This window comes from Nocardia coubleae NBRC 108252, assembly GCF_001612805.1.
GTDB classification, from domain to species: domain Bacteria; phylum Actinomycetota; class Actinomycetes; order Mycobacteriales; family Mycobacteriaceae; genus Nocardia; species Nocardia coubleae.
Genome location: NZ_BDBD01000004.1, coordinates 618,747 through 635,462, shown reverse-complemented (window position 1 = coordinate 635,462; position 16,716 = coordinate 618,747). Strand labels below are relative to the sequence as shown.

21 protein-coding genes are annotated in these 16,716 nt (G+C 68.0%); 17 read left to right on the top strand and 4 right to left on the bottom strand.

The genetic code is table 11. From position 1 onward, the window contains the following. The first annotated feature begins 16 nt into the window (after positions 1-16). From lepB to NCO8_RS04700, 10 genes are all read left to right on the top strand, one after another. Positions 17-781 carry a signal peptidase I gene (gene lepB, locus NCO8_RS04745; RefSeq protein ID WP_370465683.1) on the top strand — a complete coding sequence of 255 codons (765 nt, stop codon included), beginning with the start codon at positions 17-19 and terminating at the stop codon, positions 779-781. Positions 782-800: 19 nt separating this feature from the next. Next, positions 801-1,505 (top strand): ribonuclease HII, encoded by a 705-nt coding sequence (locus tag NCO8_RS04740; protein WP_084456530.1) that lies wholly within the window; start codon positions 801-803, stop codon positions 1,503-1,505. Positions 1,506-1,551: 46 nt separating this feature from the next. Further along, the gene (locus tag NCO8_RS04735; protein ID WP_011210678.1) at positions 1,552-1,857 is read left to right on the top strand and encodes a DUF2469 domain-containing protein; all 306 of its coding nucleotides are present in this window, start codon (positions 1,552-1,554) and stop codon (positions 1,855-1,857) included. A gap of 96 nt (positions 1,858-1,953) precedes the next feature. Continuing rightward, complete coding sequence (locus NCO8_RS04730) at positions 1,954-2,310, top strand: YraN family protein (RefSeq protein WP_067496228.1); 357 nt, start codon at positions 1,954-1,956, stop codon at positions 2,308-2,310. Further along, positions 2,310-3,818, top strand: coding sequence for a YifB family Mg chelatase-like AAA ATPase (locus tag NCO8_RS04725; protein ID WP_067636544.1), 1,509 nt, complete (start codon positions 2,310-2,312; stop codon positions 3,816-3,818). Before NCO8_RS04730 ends, NCO8_RS04725 begins: the two co-directional genes overlap by 1 nt. Continuing rightward, positions 3,815-4,981: a DNA-processing protein DprA gene (dprA, locus tag NCO8_RS04720; RefSeq protein WP_067636541.1), complete on the top strand. Its 1,167-nt coding sequence runs from the start codon at positions 3,815-3,817 to the stop codon at positions 4,979-4,981. The genes NCO8_RS04725 and dprA overlap by 4 nt, the downstream gene beginning before the upstream one ends. A 491-nt stretch (positions 4,982-5,472) precedes the next feature. Then, positions 5,473-6,396 carry a tyrosine recombinase XerC gene (locus NCO8_RS04715; protein ID WP_067636539.1) on the top strand — a complete coding sequence of 308 codons (924 nt, stop codon included), beginning with the start codon at positions 5,473-5,475 and terminating at the stop codon, positions 6,394-6,396. A gap of 481 nt (positions 6,397-6,877) precedes the next feature. Further along, on the top strand, positions 6,878-7,243 hold the full coding sequence (locus tag NCO8_RS04710) for a YidH family protein (RefSeq protein ID WP_067636537.1): 366 nt from the start codon (positions 6,878-6,880) through the stop codon (positions 7,241-7,243). Next, the gene (locus tag NCO8_RS04705) at positions 7,240-7,551 is read left to right on the top strand and encodes a DUF202 domain-containing protein (RefSeq protein ID WP_157104765.1); all 312 of its coding nucleotides are present in this window, start codon (positions 7,240-7,242) and stop codon (positions 7,549-7,551) included. Before NCO8_RS04710 ends, NCO8_RS04705 begins: the two co-directional genes overlap by 4 nt. A 77-nt stretch (positions 7,552-7,628) precedes the next feature. Beyond that, a complete protein-coding gene (locus tag NCO8_RS04700) occupies positions 7,629-7,997 on the top strand; it encodes a GatB/YqeY domain-containing protein (protein WP_067636533.1) in 369 nt (122 codons plus the stop codon). A gap of 17 nt (positions 7,998-8,014) precedes the next feature. Here the strand turns inward: NCO8_RS04700 and NCO8_RS04695 are convergent, their stop codons facing one another. The 3 genes from NCO8_RS04695 to NCO8_RS04685 are packed head-to-tail and all read right to left on the bottom strand — an operon-like array spanning position 8,015 to position 9,375. Continuing rightward, positions 8,015-8,536: a DUF1990 domain-containing protein gene (locus NCO8_RS04695; protein WP_067636531.1), complete on the bottom strand. Its 522-nt coding sequence runs from the start codon at positions 8,534-8,536 to the stop codon at positions 8,015-8,017. A 51-nt stretch (positions 8,537-8,587) separates the two neighbouring features. Continuing rightward, on the bottom strand, positions 8,588-9,124 hold the full coding sequence (locus tag NCO8_RS04690) for a M23 family metallopeptidase (RefSeq protein WP_067636529.1): 537 nt from the start codon (positions 9,122-9,124) through the stop codon (positions 8,588-8,590). 11 nt (positions 9,125-9,135) lie between these two features. Further along, positions 9,136-9,375 carry a hypothetical protein gene (locus NCO8_RS04685; RefSeq protein ID WP_067636527.1) on the bottom strand — a complete coding sequence of 80 codons (240 nt, stop codon included), beginning with the start codon at positions 9,373-9,375 and terminating at the stop codon, positions 9,136-9,138. 845 nt (positions 9,376-10,220) lie between these two features. Between NCO8_RS04685 and rpsB the strand changes: the two genes are divergently transcribed. From rpsB to NCO8_RS04660, 5 genes are all read left to right on the top strand, one after another. Next, complete coding sequence (gene rpsB / locus NCO8_RS04680) at positions 10,221-11,102, top strand: 30S ribosomal protein S2 (RefSeq protein WP_067496258.1); 882 nt, start codon at positions 10,221-10,223, stop codon at positions 11,100-11,102. 108 nt (positions 11,103-11,210) lie between these two features. Then, positions 11,211-12,035, top strand: a complete 825-nt coding sequence (gene tsf / locus NCO8_RS04675) for a translation elongation factor Ts (RefSeq protein WP_067496261.1) — start codon at positions 11,211-11,213, stop codon at positions 12,033-12,035. Between the two features lie 219 nt (positions 12,036-12,254). Then, on the top strand, positions 12,255-12,983 hold the full coding sequence (pyrH, locus tag NCO8_RS04670; protein WP_067636525.1) for a UMP kinase: 729 nt from the start codon (positions 12,255-12,257) through the stop codon (positions 12,981-12,983). A 49-nt stretch (positions 12,984-13,032) separates the two neighbouring features. Beyond that, positions 13,033-13,590: a ribosome recycling factor gene (gene frr, locus NCO8_RS04665; protein ID WP_067496444.1), complete on the top strand. Its 558-nt coding sequence runs from the start codon at positions 13,033-13,035 to the stop codon at positions 13,588-13,590. Positions 13,591-13,739: 149 nt separating this feature from the next. After that, positions 13,740-14,612 carry a phosphatidate cytidylyltransferase gene (locus NCO8_RS04660; RefSeq protein WP_067636749.1) on the top strand — a complete coding sequence of 291 codons (873 nt, stop codon included), beginning with the start codon at positions 13,740-13,742 and terminating at the stop codon, positions 14,610-14,612. 5 nt (positions 14,613-14,617) lie between these two features. Here NCO8_RS04660 and NCO8_RS04655 read toward each other — a convergent pair whose 3' ends face one another. Beyond that, positions 14,618-14,986 (bottom strand): LapA family protein, encoded by a 369-nt coding sequence (locus tag NCO8_RS04655; protein ID WP_067636523.1) that lies wholly within the window; start codon positions 14,984-14,986, stop codon positions 14,618-14,620. A gap of 101 nt (positions 14,987-15,087) precedes the next feature. Here NCO8_RS04655 and rlmN point away from each other — a divergent pair, with 101 nt between their 5' ends. Both rlmN and NCO8_RS04645 read left to right on the top strand, forming a co-directional pair. Continuing rightward, positions 15,088-16,197 carry a dual-specificity RNA methyltransferase RlmN gene (gene rlmN, locus NCO8_RS04650; RefSeq protein ID WP_067636521.1) on the top strand — a complete coding sequence of 370 codons (1,110 nt, stop codon included), beginning with the start codon at positions 15,088-15,090 and terminating at the stop codon, positions 16,195-16,197. Between the two features lie 72 nt (positions 16,198-16,269). Then, positions 16,270-16,692: an uL11 family ribosomal protein gene (locus NCO8_RS04645; RefSeq protein WP_067636519.1), complete on the top strand. Its 423-nt coding sequence runs from the start codon at positions 16,270-16,272 to the stop codon at positions 16,690-16,692. Positions 16,693-16,716 lie beyond the last annotated feature (24 nt).

Sequence of the window (16,716 nt, the reverse complement as noted above, 5' to 3'; positions counted from 1 at the left end):
GGCTACTCTGTTCGGCGTGGCAGACGAAAGTGGGTCGGTGTCGGTGTCCGATTCGGGCGACGAGGGCAAGCGGCGCAGGAAAAAGGCCGACGACAAGAAGCAACGGCCGTTCTGGCAGGAACTGCCGATACTGGTCGTGATCGCGGCGGTGATCGCCGCCCTGATGGTCACTTTCGTCGGGCGGCCCTACGTGATCCCGTCGCAGTCGATGGAGGACACACTCCAGATCGGCGACCGCATCTACGTGCAGAAGATCAGCTACTACGGTTCCGAGCCGGGCCCGGGCGATGTGGTGGTGTTCGTCGGCCCCGAATCGTGGAACGGGCACTACAAGTCCATCCGCTCCGACAACGCGGCCATCCGTGGTGTGCAGAACTTCCTGTCCTACTTCGGCCTGGTTCCGCCCGACGAGAACGATCTCGTCAAGCGCGTGATCGCCGTCGGCGGGCAGACCGTGCAGTGCTGTGACCCGCAGGGCCGGGTGATGGTCGACGGGAAACCGCTCGACGAGCCCTACATCAAGAAGGACTACCCCTGGTTCACCGACCGTCCGAACGCCGTGTACCCGGCCGGGCGGATGTTCGGGCCGGTGAAGGTGCCCGAGGGGCATCTGTGGGTGATGGGTGACAATCGCAACGAGTCGGCCGATTCACGCGCTCATGTGAGCGACGATCTGCAGGGCACCGTCCCGGTCGACAACGTGCGGGGCAAGACCGTGTTCAAGATCTGGCCGCCCGGCCGGATGGGCCCGGTGAGCTCGCAGAATCCGCAGGACAACTAGACACGGGGACAATCGAACTGTGGGGCAGGATCGGACCAGCTGGCCGCCGCGGGTGGTGATGCGCCGGGCGGGTGGCCTACGCACGCTCGAGGCGGCGCTCATCCGCAGTGGCCTCGGCCCGGTGGCCGGTGTCGACGAGGCCGGGCGCGGGCCCTGCGCGGGACCGCTGGTAATCGCCGCGTGCCTGCTCGCGCCCAAGGCCTACGACAAGCTGGCCGGGCTCGACGACTCCAAGAAACTCACCGAGGCGGCCCGTGAGGAACTGTTCCCGGTGGTCAAGCGCCTGGCGCTGGCCTGGAGCGTGGTGGTGGTCCCCGCCTGGGAGATCGACGCCATCGGCATCCACGTCGCCAATATCGAGGGGATGCGTCGTGCGGTCGCCCACCTCGGCCGTACCCCCGGCTACATCCTGACCGACGGATTCAAGGTTCCCGGCCTGCCCGCGCCCTCGCTGCCCGTGATCGGTGGCGACGCGTCCGCGGCGTGCATCGCGGCGGCCAGCATCCTGGCCAAGGTCACCAGGGACCGCATGATGGTCGAGCTCGACGCCGAGCTGCCCGGCTACGGTTTCGCCGCGCACAAGGGCTACAACACCCCCGAGCACACCGCGGCCCTGCGCGCGCTCGGTCCGAGCACCGAACACCGCCGATCTTGGCGGAATGTGCGCGAACTCGAGGTGCCGGACGGTAGCCGGGTGGCTACCCGCGCGGCTCATGCGCGATGATGTGATCAATGAACGCGGCGCTGCTAGCAGGAGGATGTCCCACCCGATGAGTGCTGAGGACCTCGAGAAGTACGAAACCGAGATGGAACTGTCGTTGTACCGCGAGTACAAGGACATCGTCGGCCAGTTCTCGTACGTGGTGGAGACAGAACGGCGCTTCTACCTGGCCAATTCCGTCGAGCTGCGGCCACAGAACGCCGACGGCGAGGTCTACTTCGAAGTGCGGATGAGCGATGCCTGGGTGTGGGACATGTACCGTCCCGCCCGCTTCGTCAAGCACGTTCGGGTGATCACGTTCAAGGACGTCAATATCGAGGAGCTGGAGAAGCCCGACCTCCGTTTGCCCGAATAAGGGGGAGTTGTCCCCAGGGGCGAGTTATCCACAGGTTTTGTGTTTCCGCAGGTCGTGGTCCCGGCGTAGATCCGCGCCGGGACCACGCTTGCATTCGTGACGGACAAACAGGCGCTCGGCGCATACGGGGAGAAGCTGGCCGCGCAGTATCTGTGCGAGGCCGGGATGCAGATCGTCGCCCGCAACTGGCGATGCCGGTACGGGGAGCTGGACCTGATCGTCCAGGACCCGTCGGTGACGGCGTTCGTGGAAGTGAAGACACGGTCCGGCCTCGGCTTCGGCAGCCCGGCCGAGTCGGTCACCTTCGGTAAACAGCAGCGGATCAGGCGATTGGCGTTGCTGTGGCTGGCCGAGCAGGACGGGCCGTGGCGGCGCATCCGGTTCGATGTGGTCTCGGTGCTCGTTCCGCGCGGCCGCAAACCGGTGATCGACCATCTGACGGGGGCCTTCTGATGGCCCTCGGACGTGCGCTGTCGGTCGCGGTGACCGGTGTCGACGGCCAGCTGGTGGAGATCGAGGCCGATATCGGCCAGGGCTTGCCGTCGGTGAATCTTGTCGGGCTGCCCGACACGGCCCTGCAGGAGTCACGCAACCGGGTGCGCTCCGCGGTGGCCAATACGGGGGAGAAGTGGCCCGACGGGCGAGTGATTCTGGCGCTGTCTCCCGCGACGCTGCCGAAGGTCGGCTCGGTCTACGATCTGGCGCTCGCCGTGTCGGTGCTGGACGCCTCCGGTGCGGTGCCGGGTGACAAGCTCGTGAAAACCGTGCTGCTGGGCGAGCTCGCCCTCGACGGGCGGGTACGCCGGGTTCGCGGTGTGCTGCCCGCGGTGATCGCGGCGCGCAATGCGGGCTGCCCGACCGTCGTGGTGCCCGCCGAGGCGGTGGCCGAAGCCGGACTGGTCGAGGGCGTCGAGGTGCTCGGTGCGACGAGTCTGCGCGCAGTCGTCGCCTGGTTGCGTGGTGAAGGGACGCTGCTGGAACCCGACGGTGTGGTGCCGGGCGTCCAGGTGCCGTGTGGGGACCTCAGCGATGTGGTCGGCCAGGACGAGGCGCGCTGGGCGCTGGAGGTGGCTGCGGCGGGTGGTCACCATCTGCTGCTCACGGGACCACCGGGGATCGGTAAAACCATGCTGGCGCAACGTCTTCCGGGGTTGCTGCCGCCGCTGTCGGAGGCCGAGTCGCTCGAGGTGACGGCAATTCATTCGATGGCGGGCTCGTTGACGGCCGAACAACCGTTGATGACGCTCGCGCCGTTCGTCGCGCCCCATCACTCGACATCGGTGACCGCCATGATCGGTGGTGGTTCCGGTATGGCCCGGCCCGGTGCGGTCAGCCGGGCGCATCGGGGAGTGCTGTTCCTCGACGAATGCGCCGAGATCGGCACCAAAGTGCTGGAGGCACTGCGAACTCCGCTGGAAGAGGGCGAGGTGCGGATCGCCCGGCGTGACGGTGTGGCTCGCTATCCGGCGCGGTTCCAGCTGGTGCTCGCGGCGAATCCGTGTCCGTGTGCGCCCGCCCGTGATGTCGACTGCATCTGCGCGCCCCTCGCTCGTCGCCGGTACCTCGGCAAGCTGTCGGGTCCGCTGCTCGATCGCATCGACATCTGGGTGCAGATGCGTGGTCAGGCGGGGGCCGCTTTCGGTGACCAGCAGACCGAGACCAGTGCTGTCGTCGCGGCACGGGTTGCCGAAGCTCGGGCACGTGCCGCGGAGCGGTGGAGCGCGGACGGTTGGGCGACCAATGCCGAAGTGCCGGGACACATTCTGCGTCAACGGTTCCGCTTGCCCGCCGACGCGATCGCGCCGATCGAGACCGCGCTGCGGTTGGGGCGGATGTCGGCGCGTGGTGCCGATCGGGCGGTTCGCGTGGCCTGGACGGTCTGCGATCTGCGCGGTGGGGAGCTGCCCAGCGTGCAGGATGTGTTGTCCTCGTTGAACTTCCGGCAGCGGGGTGGGCAATGACGGGGCAGAGCGCGATCGGCACCGTCGACCTCGACGTCGATGAACGCAGGCTGGCGTGGGTGTACCTGTCGCGGGTGGTGCAAGGTCCGTGCGCGCCTTTGTCGGCGCTGATCGCCTCGGTCGGGGTCTGTGAGGCGGCGCGAGCTGTGCGCGAGCACGAGTTGCCTGCCGCATTGCGCGGCCCCACCGCCGCGCGACGTGAAATGGACTCGGCTGCCAGAGATCTGGAGGCCGTACAGCGAATCGGTGGCCGGGTCATCACGCCTGATGACGACGAGTGGCCAGGCTGGCGAATGCTCGGTCTCGACCAGCTCGACACCGACCGTGATCGGGAAGCCGCCGTGCCGCTCGTGCTGTGGGCGCGCGGACCGCTGTCACTGCGTACCGCATCGGAACGTGCTGTGGCAGTGGTCGGTTCACGATGCAGCAGCGGGTACGGGATGCAGGTGGCCAGCGAGATCGCCTGTGATCTGGCCGGGCGCGGCTGGACCATCGTGTCCGGTGCGGCCTTCGGTATCGACGCGGCCGCCCACCGGGCCGCACTCGCCGTCGGCGGGCCGACCGTCGCCGTCCTGGCCTGCGGCGTCGACCGCCCCTACCCCGCCCAGCACGACCGGTTGCTCGCCGCCATCGCCGACAGCGGTCTGGTCGTCAGCGAATACCCACCCGGCGTCGCCGCCCAGAAGCATCAGTTCCTGGCCCGCAACCGGCTCATCGCCACCCTGGGAGACGGCGTACTCGTGGTGGAAGCCGGATTGCGCAGCGGCGCAAGGAACACCGTGAAATGGGCGCGCCGCCTCGGTCGCCCGGCCATGGCGGTTCCCGGACCGGTCGGGTCGGCGTCGTCGGTGGGATGCCATCGCATGATCCGCGAAGGCGAGGCGTTGCTGGTCACCCGCGCCGAAGACGTCATCGAGGAAGCGGGCCCCCTGCGCCTCCCCGTCGGCGAAGGCGCGCCCACCGACCCCGCCCACCACCTACGCGGCGCCGAAGCCGAGGTCTACGCCGCCCTCCCTGCCATCGGCTCCCGCCAACCCCGCGACCTGGCCGGCCAGTGCGGCCTCGACCTTGCCACCGTCCGTGCCGTCCTCCCCAGCCTGGAACTGGCCGACCTGGTCGGCTGCGATTCCGAGGGGTGGTTTCGCACCCGTCGCCCGGGATAACCGGCTTGTCGAGCTTCGCCCGTGACGAACAGCACTACCCGCCGGCCCAGCCGAGCGACCCTGATTTGCGAGGAATAGGGCTGTACGTCCGGAAGCGGACAGTTGGCGTTGGTGGGCCATTCGGGTATCCGGCGGACCGGGGCGGTGCGGCTGTTGAGCGGGAGGGCGCCAGTCCATGCCTGGATGGATGGGCGCTGGTACCAGTGCAGGGCATCGAGGGCGAGGGCGGTACTGCCGCCTCGTCGGCCAGGTGACCGCAGCGTCCTAGGCGCCGATCCCCTATCGGGATAGCGGCGGTGCCTGGTCGACGTGTGGGCGCGGGCGGAATGTGAAAGAGCGAGAGCGACGTGTCTGAGGAGGCGGTGCTTGTCCGCGGTGTGATTGCTCGGGTCAACGCCGCTGCCACTCGTCGACTCAGCGGTGTAGGTGGTGTGTGAGGGTGTGCGGCGTGGTGGGTTGCGTGAAGGAGGGGGAGGGGCGACGGTTGGGGGATGGACTCTTTGCCCGAGGATTTGACTGCTTTGCTCGGGGAGTTCGGGCGGCATCTGCGGCTGGGGCGGAATCGGTCGGCGCATACGGTGCGGGCTTATGTGGGGGATGTGCGGTCTCTGCTCGAGCATCTGTACGCGCGGTCGGCGGACGCGGCTTTGCGGGAACTCGATTTGGGAGTGTTGCGGTCGTGGCTGGCCGAGCTGGCGGCGGGTGGGGCCGCGCGGACGACACTGTCGCGAAGAGCCTCGGCGGCACGGACTTTCACCGCGTGGCTCACCGAGACGGGGCGGCTGGATATCGATCCGGGGCTGCGGTTGCAGGCCCCCAAGGCACACCGTGTGCTGCCTGCGGTGCTCGGTCGTGAGCAGGCCGCACAGGCAATGGGCGCGGCGGAATCCGGTGCGGCACAGCACGACCCGATGGCCTTGCGTGACCGGTTGATCGTGGAACTGCTGTATGCCACTGGCATCCGGGTGAGCGAACTGTGCGGCCTCGACCTCGACGACATCGACCGTGAACGCCAACTCGTCCGGGTACTCGGCAAAGGCAACAAGGAGCGCTCGGTGCCCTTTGGTGCTCCGGCCGAGGCAGCCCTCGTCGCCTGGCTGCGTGCCGGCCGCCCCGCCCTGGCCAACGAGCGTTCCGGTCGCGCACTGTTCCTAGGCCAGCGTGGCCGCCGCCTCGACCAACGCCAGGCGCGGACCGTCGTCCACGAGGTTGTCGCAGCCATCCCCGGTGCACCCGACATGGGCCCCCACGGCCTGCGCCACACCGCCGCCACCCACCTCCTCGAAGGCGGCGCCGACCTGCGCGTGGTCCAGGAACTCCTCGGCCACGCCAGCATGGCAACCACCCAGCTCTACACCCACGTCTCCGTCGAACGCCTCAAACGAGTCCACGACCAAGCCCATCCCCGCGCATGATCGCGACGGCGGCGCCGCATCCGCGCGATGCCACGCCGACGCGACAACCGCGGTGAACGACCTATTCGAGCCGATGCTTGGCCTGTCGGTTGCCGACTCTCAGCCGGATCGCCGTTGCCGCGAGCAGGTTGCGCATTGTGTGAGGACGATGAGTTCGTCGGCGGCGATCCAGCGCCGTTGCCGGGCACCGATCGGAAGCGCGTCGGTGAGCTCGACACCATCGATGGCGCACTGCACGGACTCGAGGACGTGAAGCTTGTCAGGCCACACTGATCGGCTTCGGGGGAGACCGAACTCGACCGATTGCACCGCGCAACCCGGGCACGCCACACCTCGACTCGATTGGTCAGCTCGTCGAATACGAGAGGCTGTCGAGGAGACAGCGTGGATCGTTGGCGAGTTGTGGGTCGACGCGTCGGTTGTACGAGGTTGATCGGGGATGGGCTGTCGGGGGCGCATGATGGGTGGCGGAGGTGATGGGATGACATTGCCCGAGGTCGGGGCCGAATCCGAGGACGGGGAGGGTGAGGTCGACTATCGGTTCACGCTCGCCAACGAGCGGACATTTCTGGCGTGGATCAGGACCGCACTCGGCCTGCTCGCCGGCGGCGTCGCGGTGCACACCCTTGTTCAGCCACCGCGCTTGGCCGGGTTCGCCGGTGTGATCACGCTGGCCTGCCTGGTGATGTCACTGGCCGTCGCGGTGGGCGCGTATCGGCACTGGCGTCGGGTGAATCGCGCGATGCTGGCCGGTGGGCCGTTGCCGGGCACGGTGCTGGTGCCGGTGCTGTCGGTCGGCGTCGCGGTGATCGCCGTACTCGTCTGTGTGGCGGTCGTACTGTCGTGACCGCGCCGACCCTTGCCATGGAACGCACCGCGCTCGCGTGGCGGCGCACCGCCCTCGGCGCTGCTGTCTGTGCGCTGCTCTTCGCGCACGAGGCGACCACCGAGGACGGCATGTGGATCGTTCTTCCCTGCGCCGCCGCCACCGCGGCCGTGCTGCTCGCCGGTCTGGGCTGGTATCGCGGTCGGTCGCTCGGCCGGGGCCGCTCGGTGGGCGGACACCGGCTGGTGTCGATCACCACCCTCGTGGTCACGCTGGTCGTCCTCATCGCCGTAGCCGAGGTCCTGCTCGGCGGCCGATACGCACCATGACGCCGATCGAACAACCGCCCCGTCGGCCACAGGAACTCGATCGACGGGTACCGAACAGGCAATTAGAGTCGACTCTCATGACCGCAGGATCACCGGACCAGCCCCTCACCGCGTTGCGGGATCGCCTGCGCACCGCACTGAAGCCCGCGATGAAAGCCAGGGATCGCAGCGCGATCTCGGCGCTGCGATCAGCCCTGGCCGCGATCGACAATGCCGAGGCGGTCGACGTCGGCGACGCGAAAGCCGGTGCGCTGGAAGACAGTGCCGTCGGCCTCGGCGCCGCCGAAGCCCGCCGCCGGGAACTCACCGAGGACGACATCGTCGAGATCGTCCGCCACGAGATCAACGAAAGACGCATCACCGCAGGGGAATACGACCGCCTCGGCGCGGTGGACCAGCGCGACCAGGTGACCGCGGAAGCCGACGTGCTGAGCGCCTTCCTCTGACGACCGGCCCGCGTGGGTCAGTTTCCGGTATTGCTCGGCAATGTCCGGAGGTAGCGGCGGGCGAACCAGTGTTGCAGCAGGCGCGCGGCCGGCCCGCCCAGGCGGGTGTACCACGCGGCGGGTGTCGAAAACGCGGTGACCAGCCCGTACACCGTGTCGTCGGCCGGGTCGTATTCGACCGCGAACAACTCCTCGCCCCGTTCGGGATGCCCGGGCAACGTGCCGTAGGCGAACCCGCGGCGGTTCGGTTCGGCGAGCACATAGACCACCCGGCACGGCGCATTGATGCCGAGCGGCCCGGCGCCGAGACGAACCGTCAATTCGGTCCCCGCCCTGGCGGTTTCGGAATCGGCGCGCTGAAAGATGCCGACTCCCTTCTGCATTCCGAAGGCGAGGATGTGAGTCCCCGCTCGATCGAACAGCTCGCGACCCATCCCTATCGGCCGCCGGAGCCGGAACCGGTGGTAACCGGCGGGCAGCGTGGTCGCGCGGGTGGCGCCGACGTCGGGATAGGTGAAGGGCGTTGATTCTGCGGGCACAGTATCGATTGTGGCCGGTATTCCCTGCGGCTCCGTGCCGGGTCGTCGAGGTCACAGTGCCGGTTTCAGCGGCTTCAGGCGTACCGGGACTTCGTGCAGCAGACCCAAGGGGTCGATGTATTCGCGGCGGCTGTGGATGCTGGATTCGCGGCGGACACCCCAGTGCAGACAGGCCGGTACCGGGCAGCCCTCGTGTCCGGCACCCAGGCTGCCGATCGGGGTGCCGCGACTTATCCGGGTTCCCACTTTGACCTGCGCCTGCACTGGTTCGTACGTGGTACGAAGGCCACCCTCGTGGTCGATCGACACCACAGGTTTCCCAGCGACCGTGCCCGCGAAGACGACGATTCCGTCGCCCGCCGCCAGAACCGGTTGACCCTCAGTGGCTGCCAGGTCGACCCCGCGATGGCCCGGCAACCAATTGCGCTCCGGTTTGTCGAACCGCCGTTCCACCGTCGGCCGCGGACGCAGCGGCCAGCCGAACGGTCCGGTTTCCACCGCCCCGACCGGCGCCGCCCCACCCGCGACCACCGTCAGCACGAGGGCAGCGCCCGAGATCCACGCGTACGGACGAACCCGGCTCGCCATCGTCGAGAGCCTCAGCGATGGGGCCGCGGCGCAGGCACGCGCTGCGGCACCAGCACGCGCACGAGTTCGCGCAACGCGGCAGGCAGGTCGGCCGCCGAACCGCTCCCGCCGCGCACCCGAATCTCGAGCTCCGGCGCGGAACCCCGATCCTTCTCCGGCCGAGCCCGCTGCTGGGCGGGCGCCGCCGATCCGAGATCGTGCACGGTCACCCGCACCGGAACCGGCGCCGGAACCAGCGACCCTTTCGGCATCTCCCCGGGCCGCAGTATCGGTGCCTTGCTACAGGAACCGGGTCGCCGCACCGGCAGCCGCTCACCGCCGTCGACCGGACCTTCGACACCGTCACACCCCGCCGGAATCCCGGCACCAACGCCTCCCTCGGCGCCCGCCGTGGCACACGGACCGCCGGCAGCGTCGACCCTGGTAGGCGGTGGCGTGATCGTCCCCGGCACCACGATCACAACGACGGGCCCAGGCGCGGCTCTCTCACCAGGCGGTGGCGGCGCGGCAGGCACCGAGCCCGGTGCCGCCGCCCGCGACCGTGGGGAAACGACCTCCCCGTCACCCGGTGGCTGCGCGAGGACCGCACACACCGGAGCTGGATGACCGGCCGCCGGCGCCGCTACACCCACCGCGCAGAGAAGAGGAAAGGTGGTGATCAGGACACGCGTCAATGTGTTCATGGCACAACTGTCGACCCCGCGATCCCGGAGCGGGACAACGATTTCCCGATTGTGGACAACTTCGGCACATGTGGATATCGCGCACTTCACCACGGAAATGCCCGGTCGGCGAGCAGGGCCGATTTCGGCCCTGGCCCGTCGCCGCGTAGACTGAACGAGCGGTTTGTGCTCAGCAGCAACACGTGTGCTCGGCACGGACCGACTTCGCGCGCCACCCGTGCTCGTCCATCCGGTCGTCGCTCGCAACGCAGACGGTCCGCGAGGGCATGTCAGCGCGAGTTCTCCAGCGGATGAACAGTGAAATCGCCGGCTGGTCCCGATCACGTCGATCGGGTCCGGTGGTTTCGGTGGCGCCAGGGCAGTCGATCGCCGATCGATTGCGTCAACCGGCAACGAAAGAGGGTACGGGAGCTATGGCTGTCGTAACTATGAAGCAGCTGCTCGACAGCGGCGCGCACTTCGGGCACCAGACTCGTCGGTGGAACCCGAAGATGAAGCGGTTCATCTTCACCGACCGCAACGGCATCTACATCATCGACCTGCAGCAGACGCTGACCTACATCGACAAGGCCTACGAGTTCGTCAAGGAGACCGTCGCCCACGGTGGCACCGTTCTCTTCGTCGGCACCAAGAAGCAGGCCCAGGAGTCGATCGCGGCCGAGGCGACTCGCGTCGGTATGCCCTACGTCAACCAGCGCTGGCTGGGTGGCATGCTCACCAACTTCTCGACCGTCCACAAGCGCCTGCAGCGCCTGAAGGAGCTCGAGGCCATGGAGCAGACCGGTGGCTTCGAGGGTCGCACCAAGAAGGAAATCCTCATGCTCACGCGTGAGATGACCAAGCTGGATCGCACCCTCGGTGGTATCCGCGACATGGCCAAGGTGCCCTCGGCCATCTGGGTCGTCGACACCAACAAGGAGCACATCGCCGTCGGTGAGGCTCGCAAGCTGAACATCCCGGTCATCGCGATCCTGGACACCAACTGCGATCCCGACCTGGTCGACTACCCGATCCCGGGTAACGACGACGCGATCCGTTCCGCCGCTCTGCTCACCAAGGTCGTCGCCTCCGCGGTGGCCGAGGGCGTGCAGGCCCGCGCGGGCCGCGCTTCCGGCGATTCCAAGCCCGAAGCCGGCGCAGGCGAGCCCCTCGCCGAGTGGGAGCAGGAGCTGCTGGCTCAGGCGACCCCGGCCGCTGAAGCCCCCGCCGCCGAGGCCCCGGCCGCCGAGACCCCGGCTGAAGCCGCTGCCGAGGTGAAGGCCGACCCGGCCCAGCACACCCCGGCCGACTTCTGAGCTGATCGGTAGCTCTACGTTCACCTTGCCGGCCCTTCTGAGTTCAGAAGCGGTCGGCAAGGTGGTGTTAACACCCAAGCACCCCACACACGAGGAGGCTCGCCCCCGATGGCGAACTACACCGCTGCTGATGTGAAGCGGCTCCGGGAGCTCACCGGCTCCGGCATGATGGACTGCAAGAACGCGCTGGCCGAGTCCGACGGCGACTTCGACAAGGCCGTCGAGGTCCTGCGCATCAAGGGCGCCAAGGATGTCGGCAAGCGTGCCGAGCGCGCCACCGCCGAGGGTCTGGTCATCGCCAAGGACGGCGTCATGATCGAGATCAACTCCGAGACCGACTTCGTCGCCAAGAACGCCGAGTTCCAGGAGCTGGCCGACGCGATCGTCACCGCGGCCGCCGCTGCCAAGCCGGCCGATCTGGACGCCCTCAAGGCGCTGAAGCTGGACAACAGCACCGTCGACGAGGCCGTGCAGGCGCTGGCCGCCAAGATCGGCGAGAAGCTGGAACTGCGTCGCGTCGTGTCCTTCGACGGCCCGGTCGCCACCTACCTGCACAAGCGTGCCTCGGACCTGCCGCCCGCCGTCGGCGTGCTGGTCGAGTACGAGGGTGAAGGCGACGCCGCCGCCGAGGCCGCTCGCGCCGCGGGCATGCAGGTCGCCGCGCTCAAGGCCAAGTACCTGACCCGCGACGAGGTGCCCGCCGAGACCGTCGAGAACGAGCGTCGCATCGCCGAGCAGACCGCGCGCGAAGAGGGCAAGCCCGACGCCGCACTGCCGAAGATCGTCGAAGGCCGCGTCAACGGCTTCTTCAAGGATGTCGTCCTGCTCGAGCAGGCCGCCGTCACCGACTCCAAGAAGACTGTCAAGGCCCTTTTGGAGGACGCAGGCGTGACCGTGAAGCGTTTTGCGCGCTTCGAGGTCGGCCAGGCCTGATCAGGCCATCCGACGCCCCCGATGCGCTCAGCATCGGGGGCGTTTTGCCGTGCGCCGCCGACGCGCGGACCTACCCGGCGCGGGCCGCGCGCGAGGGGGTCTTGTGTGGTGGCGGTAACCGGATAAGGCAGGATGGATGCCGCTCTGCCTTGCTGTGCGGCCTGCTCCGCGCGCCCGCAGTTCGAACCGATCTCACCTCGCCGAAGGAGACGAACACCCATGACCGACCCGGGTAACGACCGCCCTGGATATCGCCGGGTGCTGCTGAAGCTGGGTGGGGAGATGTTCGGTGGCGGTGGTGTCGGGCTCGATCCCGATGTCGTGCAGACCGTGGCCGAACAGATCGCCGAGATCGTCGAGACCGGCGTGCAGGTGGCCGTGGTGATCGGTGGCGGTAACTTCTTCCGCGGCGCCGAGCTCGAGGAGCGCGGCATGGAACGCGCCCGCTCCGACTACATGGGCATGCTCGGTACCGTGATGAACAGCCTTGCGCTACAAGACTTCCTGCAGCAGCAGGGGGTGGATACGCGCGTGCAGACCGCCATCACGATGGGCCAGGTCGCCGAGCCGTACCTCCCGCTGCGCGCCAAGCGGCACCTGGAGAAGGGTCGCGTGGTGATCTTCGGTGCGGGCATGGGCATGCCCTACTTCTCCACCGACACGACCGCGGCCCAGCGTGCGCTCGAGATCGGCGCCGACGTGGTGCTGATGGCCAAGGCCGTCGACGGTGTGTTCGACGCCGACCCACGGGTCGACGACAACGCCAGCATGTTCACCGAGATCACCCACAAGGAAGTGATCGAGAAAGGTCTGAAGGTGGCCGATGCCACCGCTTTCAGCCTTTGCATGGACAACCAGATGCCGATGCTGGTGTTCAATCTGTTGATCAAGGGCAATATTGCTCGTGCGGTCGCCGGTGAACCCATCGGCACCTTGGTTCGGTCCTGACCCCGCACTCGCGGACGATGACGATGACGACGCTGTGGAGGAACCGGTCGTGATTGATGAAGCGCTCTTCGATGCCGAGGAGAAAATGGAGAAGGCCGTCTCGGTAGCGAAGGACGATCTGGGCAGCATCCGCACCGGGCGCGCCAACCCGGGCATGTTCACCCGGGTCCTGGTCGACTACTACGGCACGCCGACGCCGATCACCCAGATGTCCAGCATCTCCGTGCCGGAGCCGCGCATGGTGGTGATCAAGCCCTACGAGCAGAGCCAGCTCGGTCCGATCGAGAACGCCATCCGCAACTCCGATCTCGGCGTGAACCCCACCAACAACGGTGACATCCTGCGCATCACGGTCCCGCAGCTCACCGAGGAGCGGCGCCGCGAGATGGTCAAGATGGCCAAGGGCAAGGGCGAGGACGCCAAGGTCTCGATCCGCAACGTCCGTCGCAAGGCGATGGAAGAACTCGGCCGGATCCAGAAAGATGGTGAAGCGGGCGAGGACGAGGTCGGGCGCGCCGAGAAGGAGCTCGACAAGACCACCGCCAAGTACGTGGGCCAGATCGACGAGCTGGTCAAGCACAAGGAAGCCGAACTGCTCGAGGTCTGAGCGCAGATCTCGCCAGTCCCGCTCGTGCGGGGGATGAACGGAACGACGAGTTGAGCGACGGGACAATCGTGGCCGAAGACGCCGCCGCCACAGGTGCGGCACCGGAACCGGAATCGCCGCCGGACACGGTCGAGCCGACCGGCGCGGCCGTGGCAGGGGACGAACCCGGCGCGGCCGTGCCGCAGGAACAGCCGAAGGCTCCGGCATCGCGGGCGGGTCGCAACCTGCCCGCGGCGCTGGCGGTCGGCTTGGGCCTCGGGTTGTCGCTGATCGCGATCCTGTTGTTCGTCCCGAAGGTGTTCATCGGCGTCGCCGGTGTCGGTGTCGGCGTGGCCATGTGGGAGGTCACCAAGCGGCTGCGCGAGGCCGACGTCCTGGTACCGCGCATCCCGTTGCTCGTCGGGGGGCAGGCGGTGTTCTGGCTCGGCTGGCCGTGGGGTGCGAGCGGGGTACTCGGCGCGTTCGCCGCGACCGCGCTGACCTGCATGGTCTGGCGACTGTTCGATCACGGCCTGAGTACCGCGCCACGGAACTTCCTGCGCGACACCGCGATCGCGATCTTCACGCTGTCCTGGATCCCGCTGCTCGCGGCGTTCTCGACGCTGCTGCTGCTCGAACCCGACGGCAACCTGCGGGTGCTCACGTTCATGATCCTCGTCGTCTGCTCCGATGTCGGCGGTTACGTCGCAGGCGTGCTGTTCGGCAGGCATCCGATGGTGCCCGCGATCAGCCCGAAGAAGTCGTGGGAAGGGTTCTGCGGTTCGCTGGTGTTCAGCGTGATCGGTGGTCTGCTCACCGTCACGCTGCTGCTCGAGGCCAACTCGATGATCGGCGTGGTGCTCGGCGTCGGCCTGGTGGTCGTGGCGACCCTGGGCGACCTGATCGAATCGCAGATCAAGCGCGAATTAGGCATCAAGGACATGGGCACGTTGCTGCCCGGGCACGGCGGGATCATGGACCGGCTCGACTCGATGCTGCCCTCGGCGTTCGTGTCGTGGCTGGTGCTCAGCGCGTTGATCTGAGGTTCTCAGGGTTGCCGGGCGGCGTGGCGCAACTGCAGGATGCGGATGCCGCCGACCAGCCCCATCACCAGTGCGCCGAGGATCACCGACAGCAGCACCATGATTCCCAGCGGTAGCGAGAAGCTCCAGAACAGCAGCGTCACCTGCACCTTGTCGAGGTTCTGCAGGATGAAGATCAGCAGAATGATCCCGAAGATCGCGGCAGCCAGCAGCGCCATCCACGTGTAGCCGGTGCGCGACCGCACCAGCGCGTCCGGCTTCGGTCGCTTGACGGGTGCGTGCTTGGCAGGCGCATGCTCGGGTTCTCGACCGGCGGTGGGCTCGGCCTCAGGCTCGCGCGCCGGTGGCGTGCCTGATTCTGCGTTCGTGGACATACCTCGATCATGGCCGACCGCTATCACCGCTGCATGCATCTTCTCGATAACGGCGCCCGGCGTGGCGGCCCGGTCGCGGCGTTTGGGACAATGGAGGAATTATGGCCACCTCCCTGCCCCTCGTGTTCGATGCCCCGCGTCGCGGTATGCCGCCGCGCCACCTCGCCGACCTCGACGCGGACGAGCGCAAGGCCGCAGTGCAGGAGCTGGGCCTGCCGAAGTTCCGTGCCGATCAGCTGGCGCGCCAATACTACGGCCGCCTGCAGTCCGACCCGGCGCAGATGACCGATCTGCCCGCCGACGTGCGCGAGAAGGTCGGCGAGACGCTGTTCCCACCCCTGCTCGACGTGGTGCGTCACCTGGCCTGCGACGAGGGCGACACCCGAAAGACGCTCTGGCGCGCACACGACGGCACACTGCTCGAGAGCGTGCTCATGCGCTACCCCGACCGCAATACGCTGTGCATCTCCAGCCAGGCGGGCTGCGGCATGGCCTGCCCGTTCTGTGCGACCGGGCAGGCGGGGCTCACCCGCAATCTGTCGACCGCCGAGATCGTCGACCAGGTGCGGGCCGCGGCCGCCGCCCTGCGCGACGGCGAGGTGCACGGCGGGCCGGGCCGGTTGTCGAACATCGTGTTCATGGGTATGGGTGAGCCACTGGCCAACTACAAGCGCGTGGTGAACGCGGTGCGCCGCATCACCTCGCCCGCACCCGACGGCCTCGGTATCTCGCAACGTTCGGTGACGGTCTCGACCGTCGGGCTTGCGCCCGCCATCCGCAAACTGGCCGACGAGGACATGTCGGTGCGGCTGGCCGTCTCCCTGCACACCCCCGACGACGAACTGCGCGACACCCTGGTCCCGGTGAACAACCGCTGGCCCATCTCCGAGGTCCTCGACGCCGCCCGCTACTACGCCGACAAGTCGGGCCGCCGCGTCTCCATCGAATACGCCCTGATCCGCGACGTGAACGACCAGCCGTGGCGCGCCGACATGCTCGGCAAGAAACTCCACAAGGCCCTCGGCCCCCTGGTCCACGTGAACCTGATCCCCCTCAACCCGACCCCCGGCAGCGAGTGGGACGCCAGCCCGAAGCCGGTCGAGAAGGAGTTCGTCCGCCGCGTGATCGCCCAGGGTGTGTCGTGCACGGTGCGCGATACCCGCGGTCAGGAGATCGCCGCGGCCTGCGGGCAGCTCGCCGCCGAGGGCTGATACTGAAACTGTTGCGGCCCAGGCGTTATCGTCGCGGGACCGCAATGATGCGCCGGTCCGAGATCGTTGACTATGGCGCGCGAAACAGCCTCTGTCACAGTCACTGTCGAGCTCGAGGCGGGTAATGCCTCGTTGATGACGCTCGGGAAGATGCTCGGGCCGACCGGTGTCCCACCGTTCGAGGTCAAACGGAAATACGATGCGGCGACGGCGGATCGGCGCGGGGAGATCATCCCTGCCGTCATCACCATCGATGCCCGCAAACGGTGGACCATGCGGCTCAAGACGCCGCCGACTGCCTCTCTCATCCGGGCCGCGCTCGGGCGGGCGGGTTCGCCGCAACCGGGGCACAAGGCGGTCGGTGCGCTCAGCCGCGATCAGTTGCGCCGTATCGCGATTCGCAAGTTGCCCGACCTCAACACCACCGATGTCGAGGCGGCGATGCGCATCGTGGCGGGTACGGCGCGGTCGATGGGTGTGCGGGTCGAAGAGTGACCCGGACCCCGATGGCGTGGTGTG

Bases quoted from the DNA above. Each gene is read 5' to 3' on its own strand.
- pyrH (WP_067636525.1), top strand. From the start codon at position 12,255: ATGACCGACCCGGGTAACGACCGCCCTGGATATCGCCGGGTGCTGCTG.
- rpsB (WP_067496258.1), top strand. From the start codon at position 10,221: ATGGCTGTCGTAACTATGAAGCAGCTGCTCGACAGCGGCGCGCACTTC.
- dprA (WP_067636541.1), top strand. From the start codon at position 3,815: ATGACGGGGCAGAGCGCGATCGGCACCGTCGACCTCGACGTCGATGAA.
- NCO8_RS04710 (WP_067636537.1), top strand. From the start codon at position 6,878: ATGACATTGCCCGAGGTCGGGGCCGAATCCGAGGACGGGGAGGGTGAG.
- NCO8_RS04735 (WP_011210678.1), top strand. From the start codon at position 1,552: ATGAGTGCTGAGGACCTCGAGAAGTACGAAACCGAGATGGAACTGTCG.
- tsf (WP_067496261.1), top strand. From the start codon at position 11,211: ATGGCGAACTACACCGCTGCTGATGTGAAGCGGCTCCGGGAGCTCACC.
- NCO8_RS04715 (WP_067636539.1), top strand. From the start codon at position 5,473: ATGGACTCTTTGCCCGAGGATTTGACTGCTTTGCTCGGGGAGTTCGGG.
- NCO8_RS04685 (WP_067636527.1), bottom strand. From the start codon at position 9,375: ATGCCGAAAGGGTCGCTGGTTCCGGCGCCGGTTCCGGTGCGGGTGACC.
- NCO8_RS04690 (WP_067636529.1), bottom strand. From the start codon at position 9,124: ATGGCGAGCCGGGTTCGTCCGTACGCGTGGATCTCGGGCGCTGCCCTC.
- NCO8_RS04700 (WP_067636533.1), top strand. From the start codon at position 7,629: ATGACCGCAGGATCACCGGACCAGCCCCTCACCGCGTTGCGGGATCGC.
- NCO8_RS04645 (WP_067636519.1), top strand. From the start codon at position 16,270: ATGGCGCGCGAAACAGCCTCTGTCACAGTCACTGTCGAGCTCGAGGCG.
- rlmN (WP_067636521.1), top strand. From the start codon at position 15,088: ATGGCCACCTCCCTGCCCCTCGTGTTCGATGCCCCGCGTCGCGGTATG.
- NCO8_RS04725 (WP_067636544.1), top strand. From the start codon at position 2,310: ATGGCCCTCGGACGTGCGCTGTCGGTCGCGGTGACCGGTGTCGACGGC.
- NCO8_RS04655 (WP_067636523.1), bottom strand. From the start codon at position 14,986: ATGTCCACGAACGCAGAATCAGGCACGCCACCGGCGCGCGAGCCTGAG.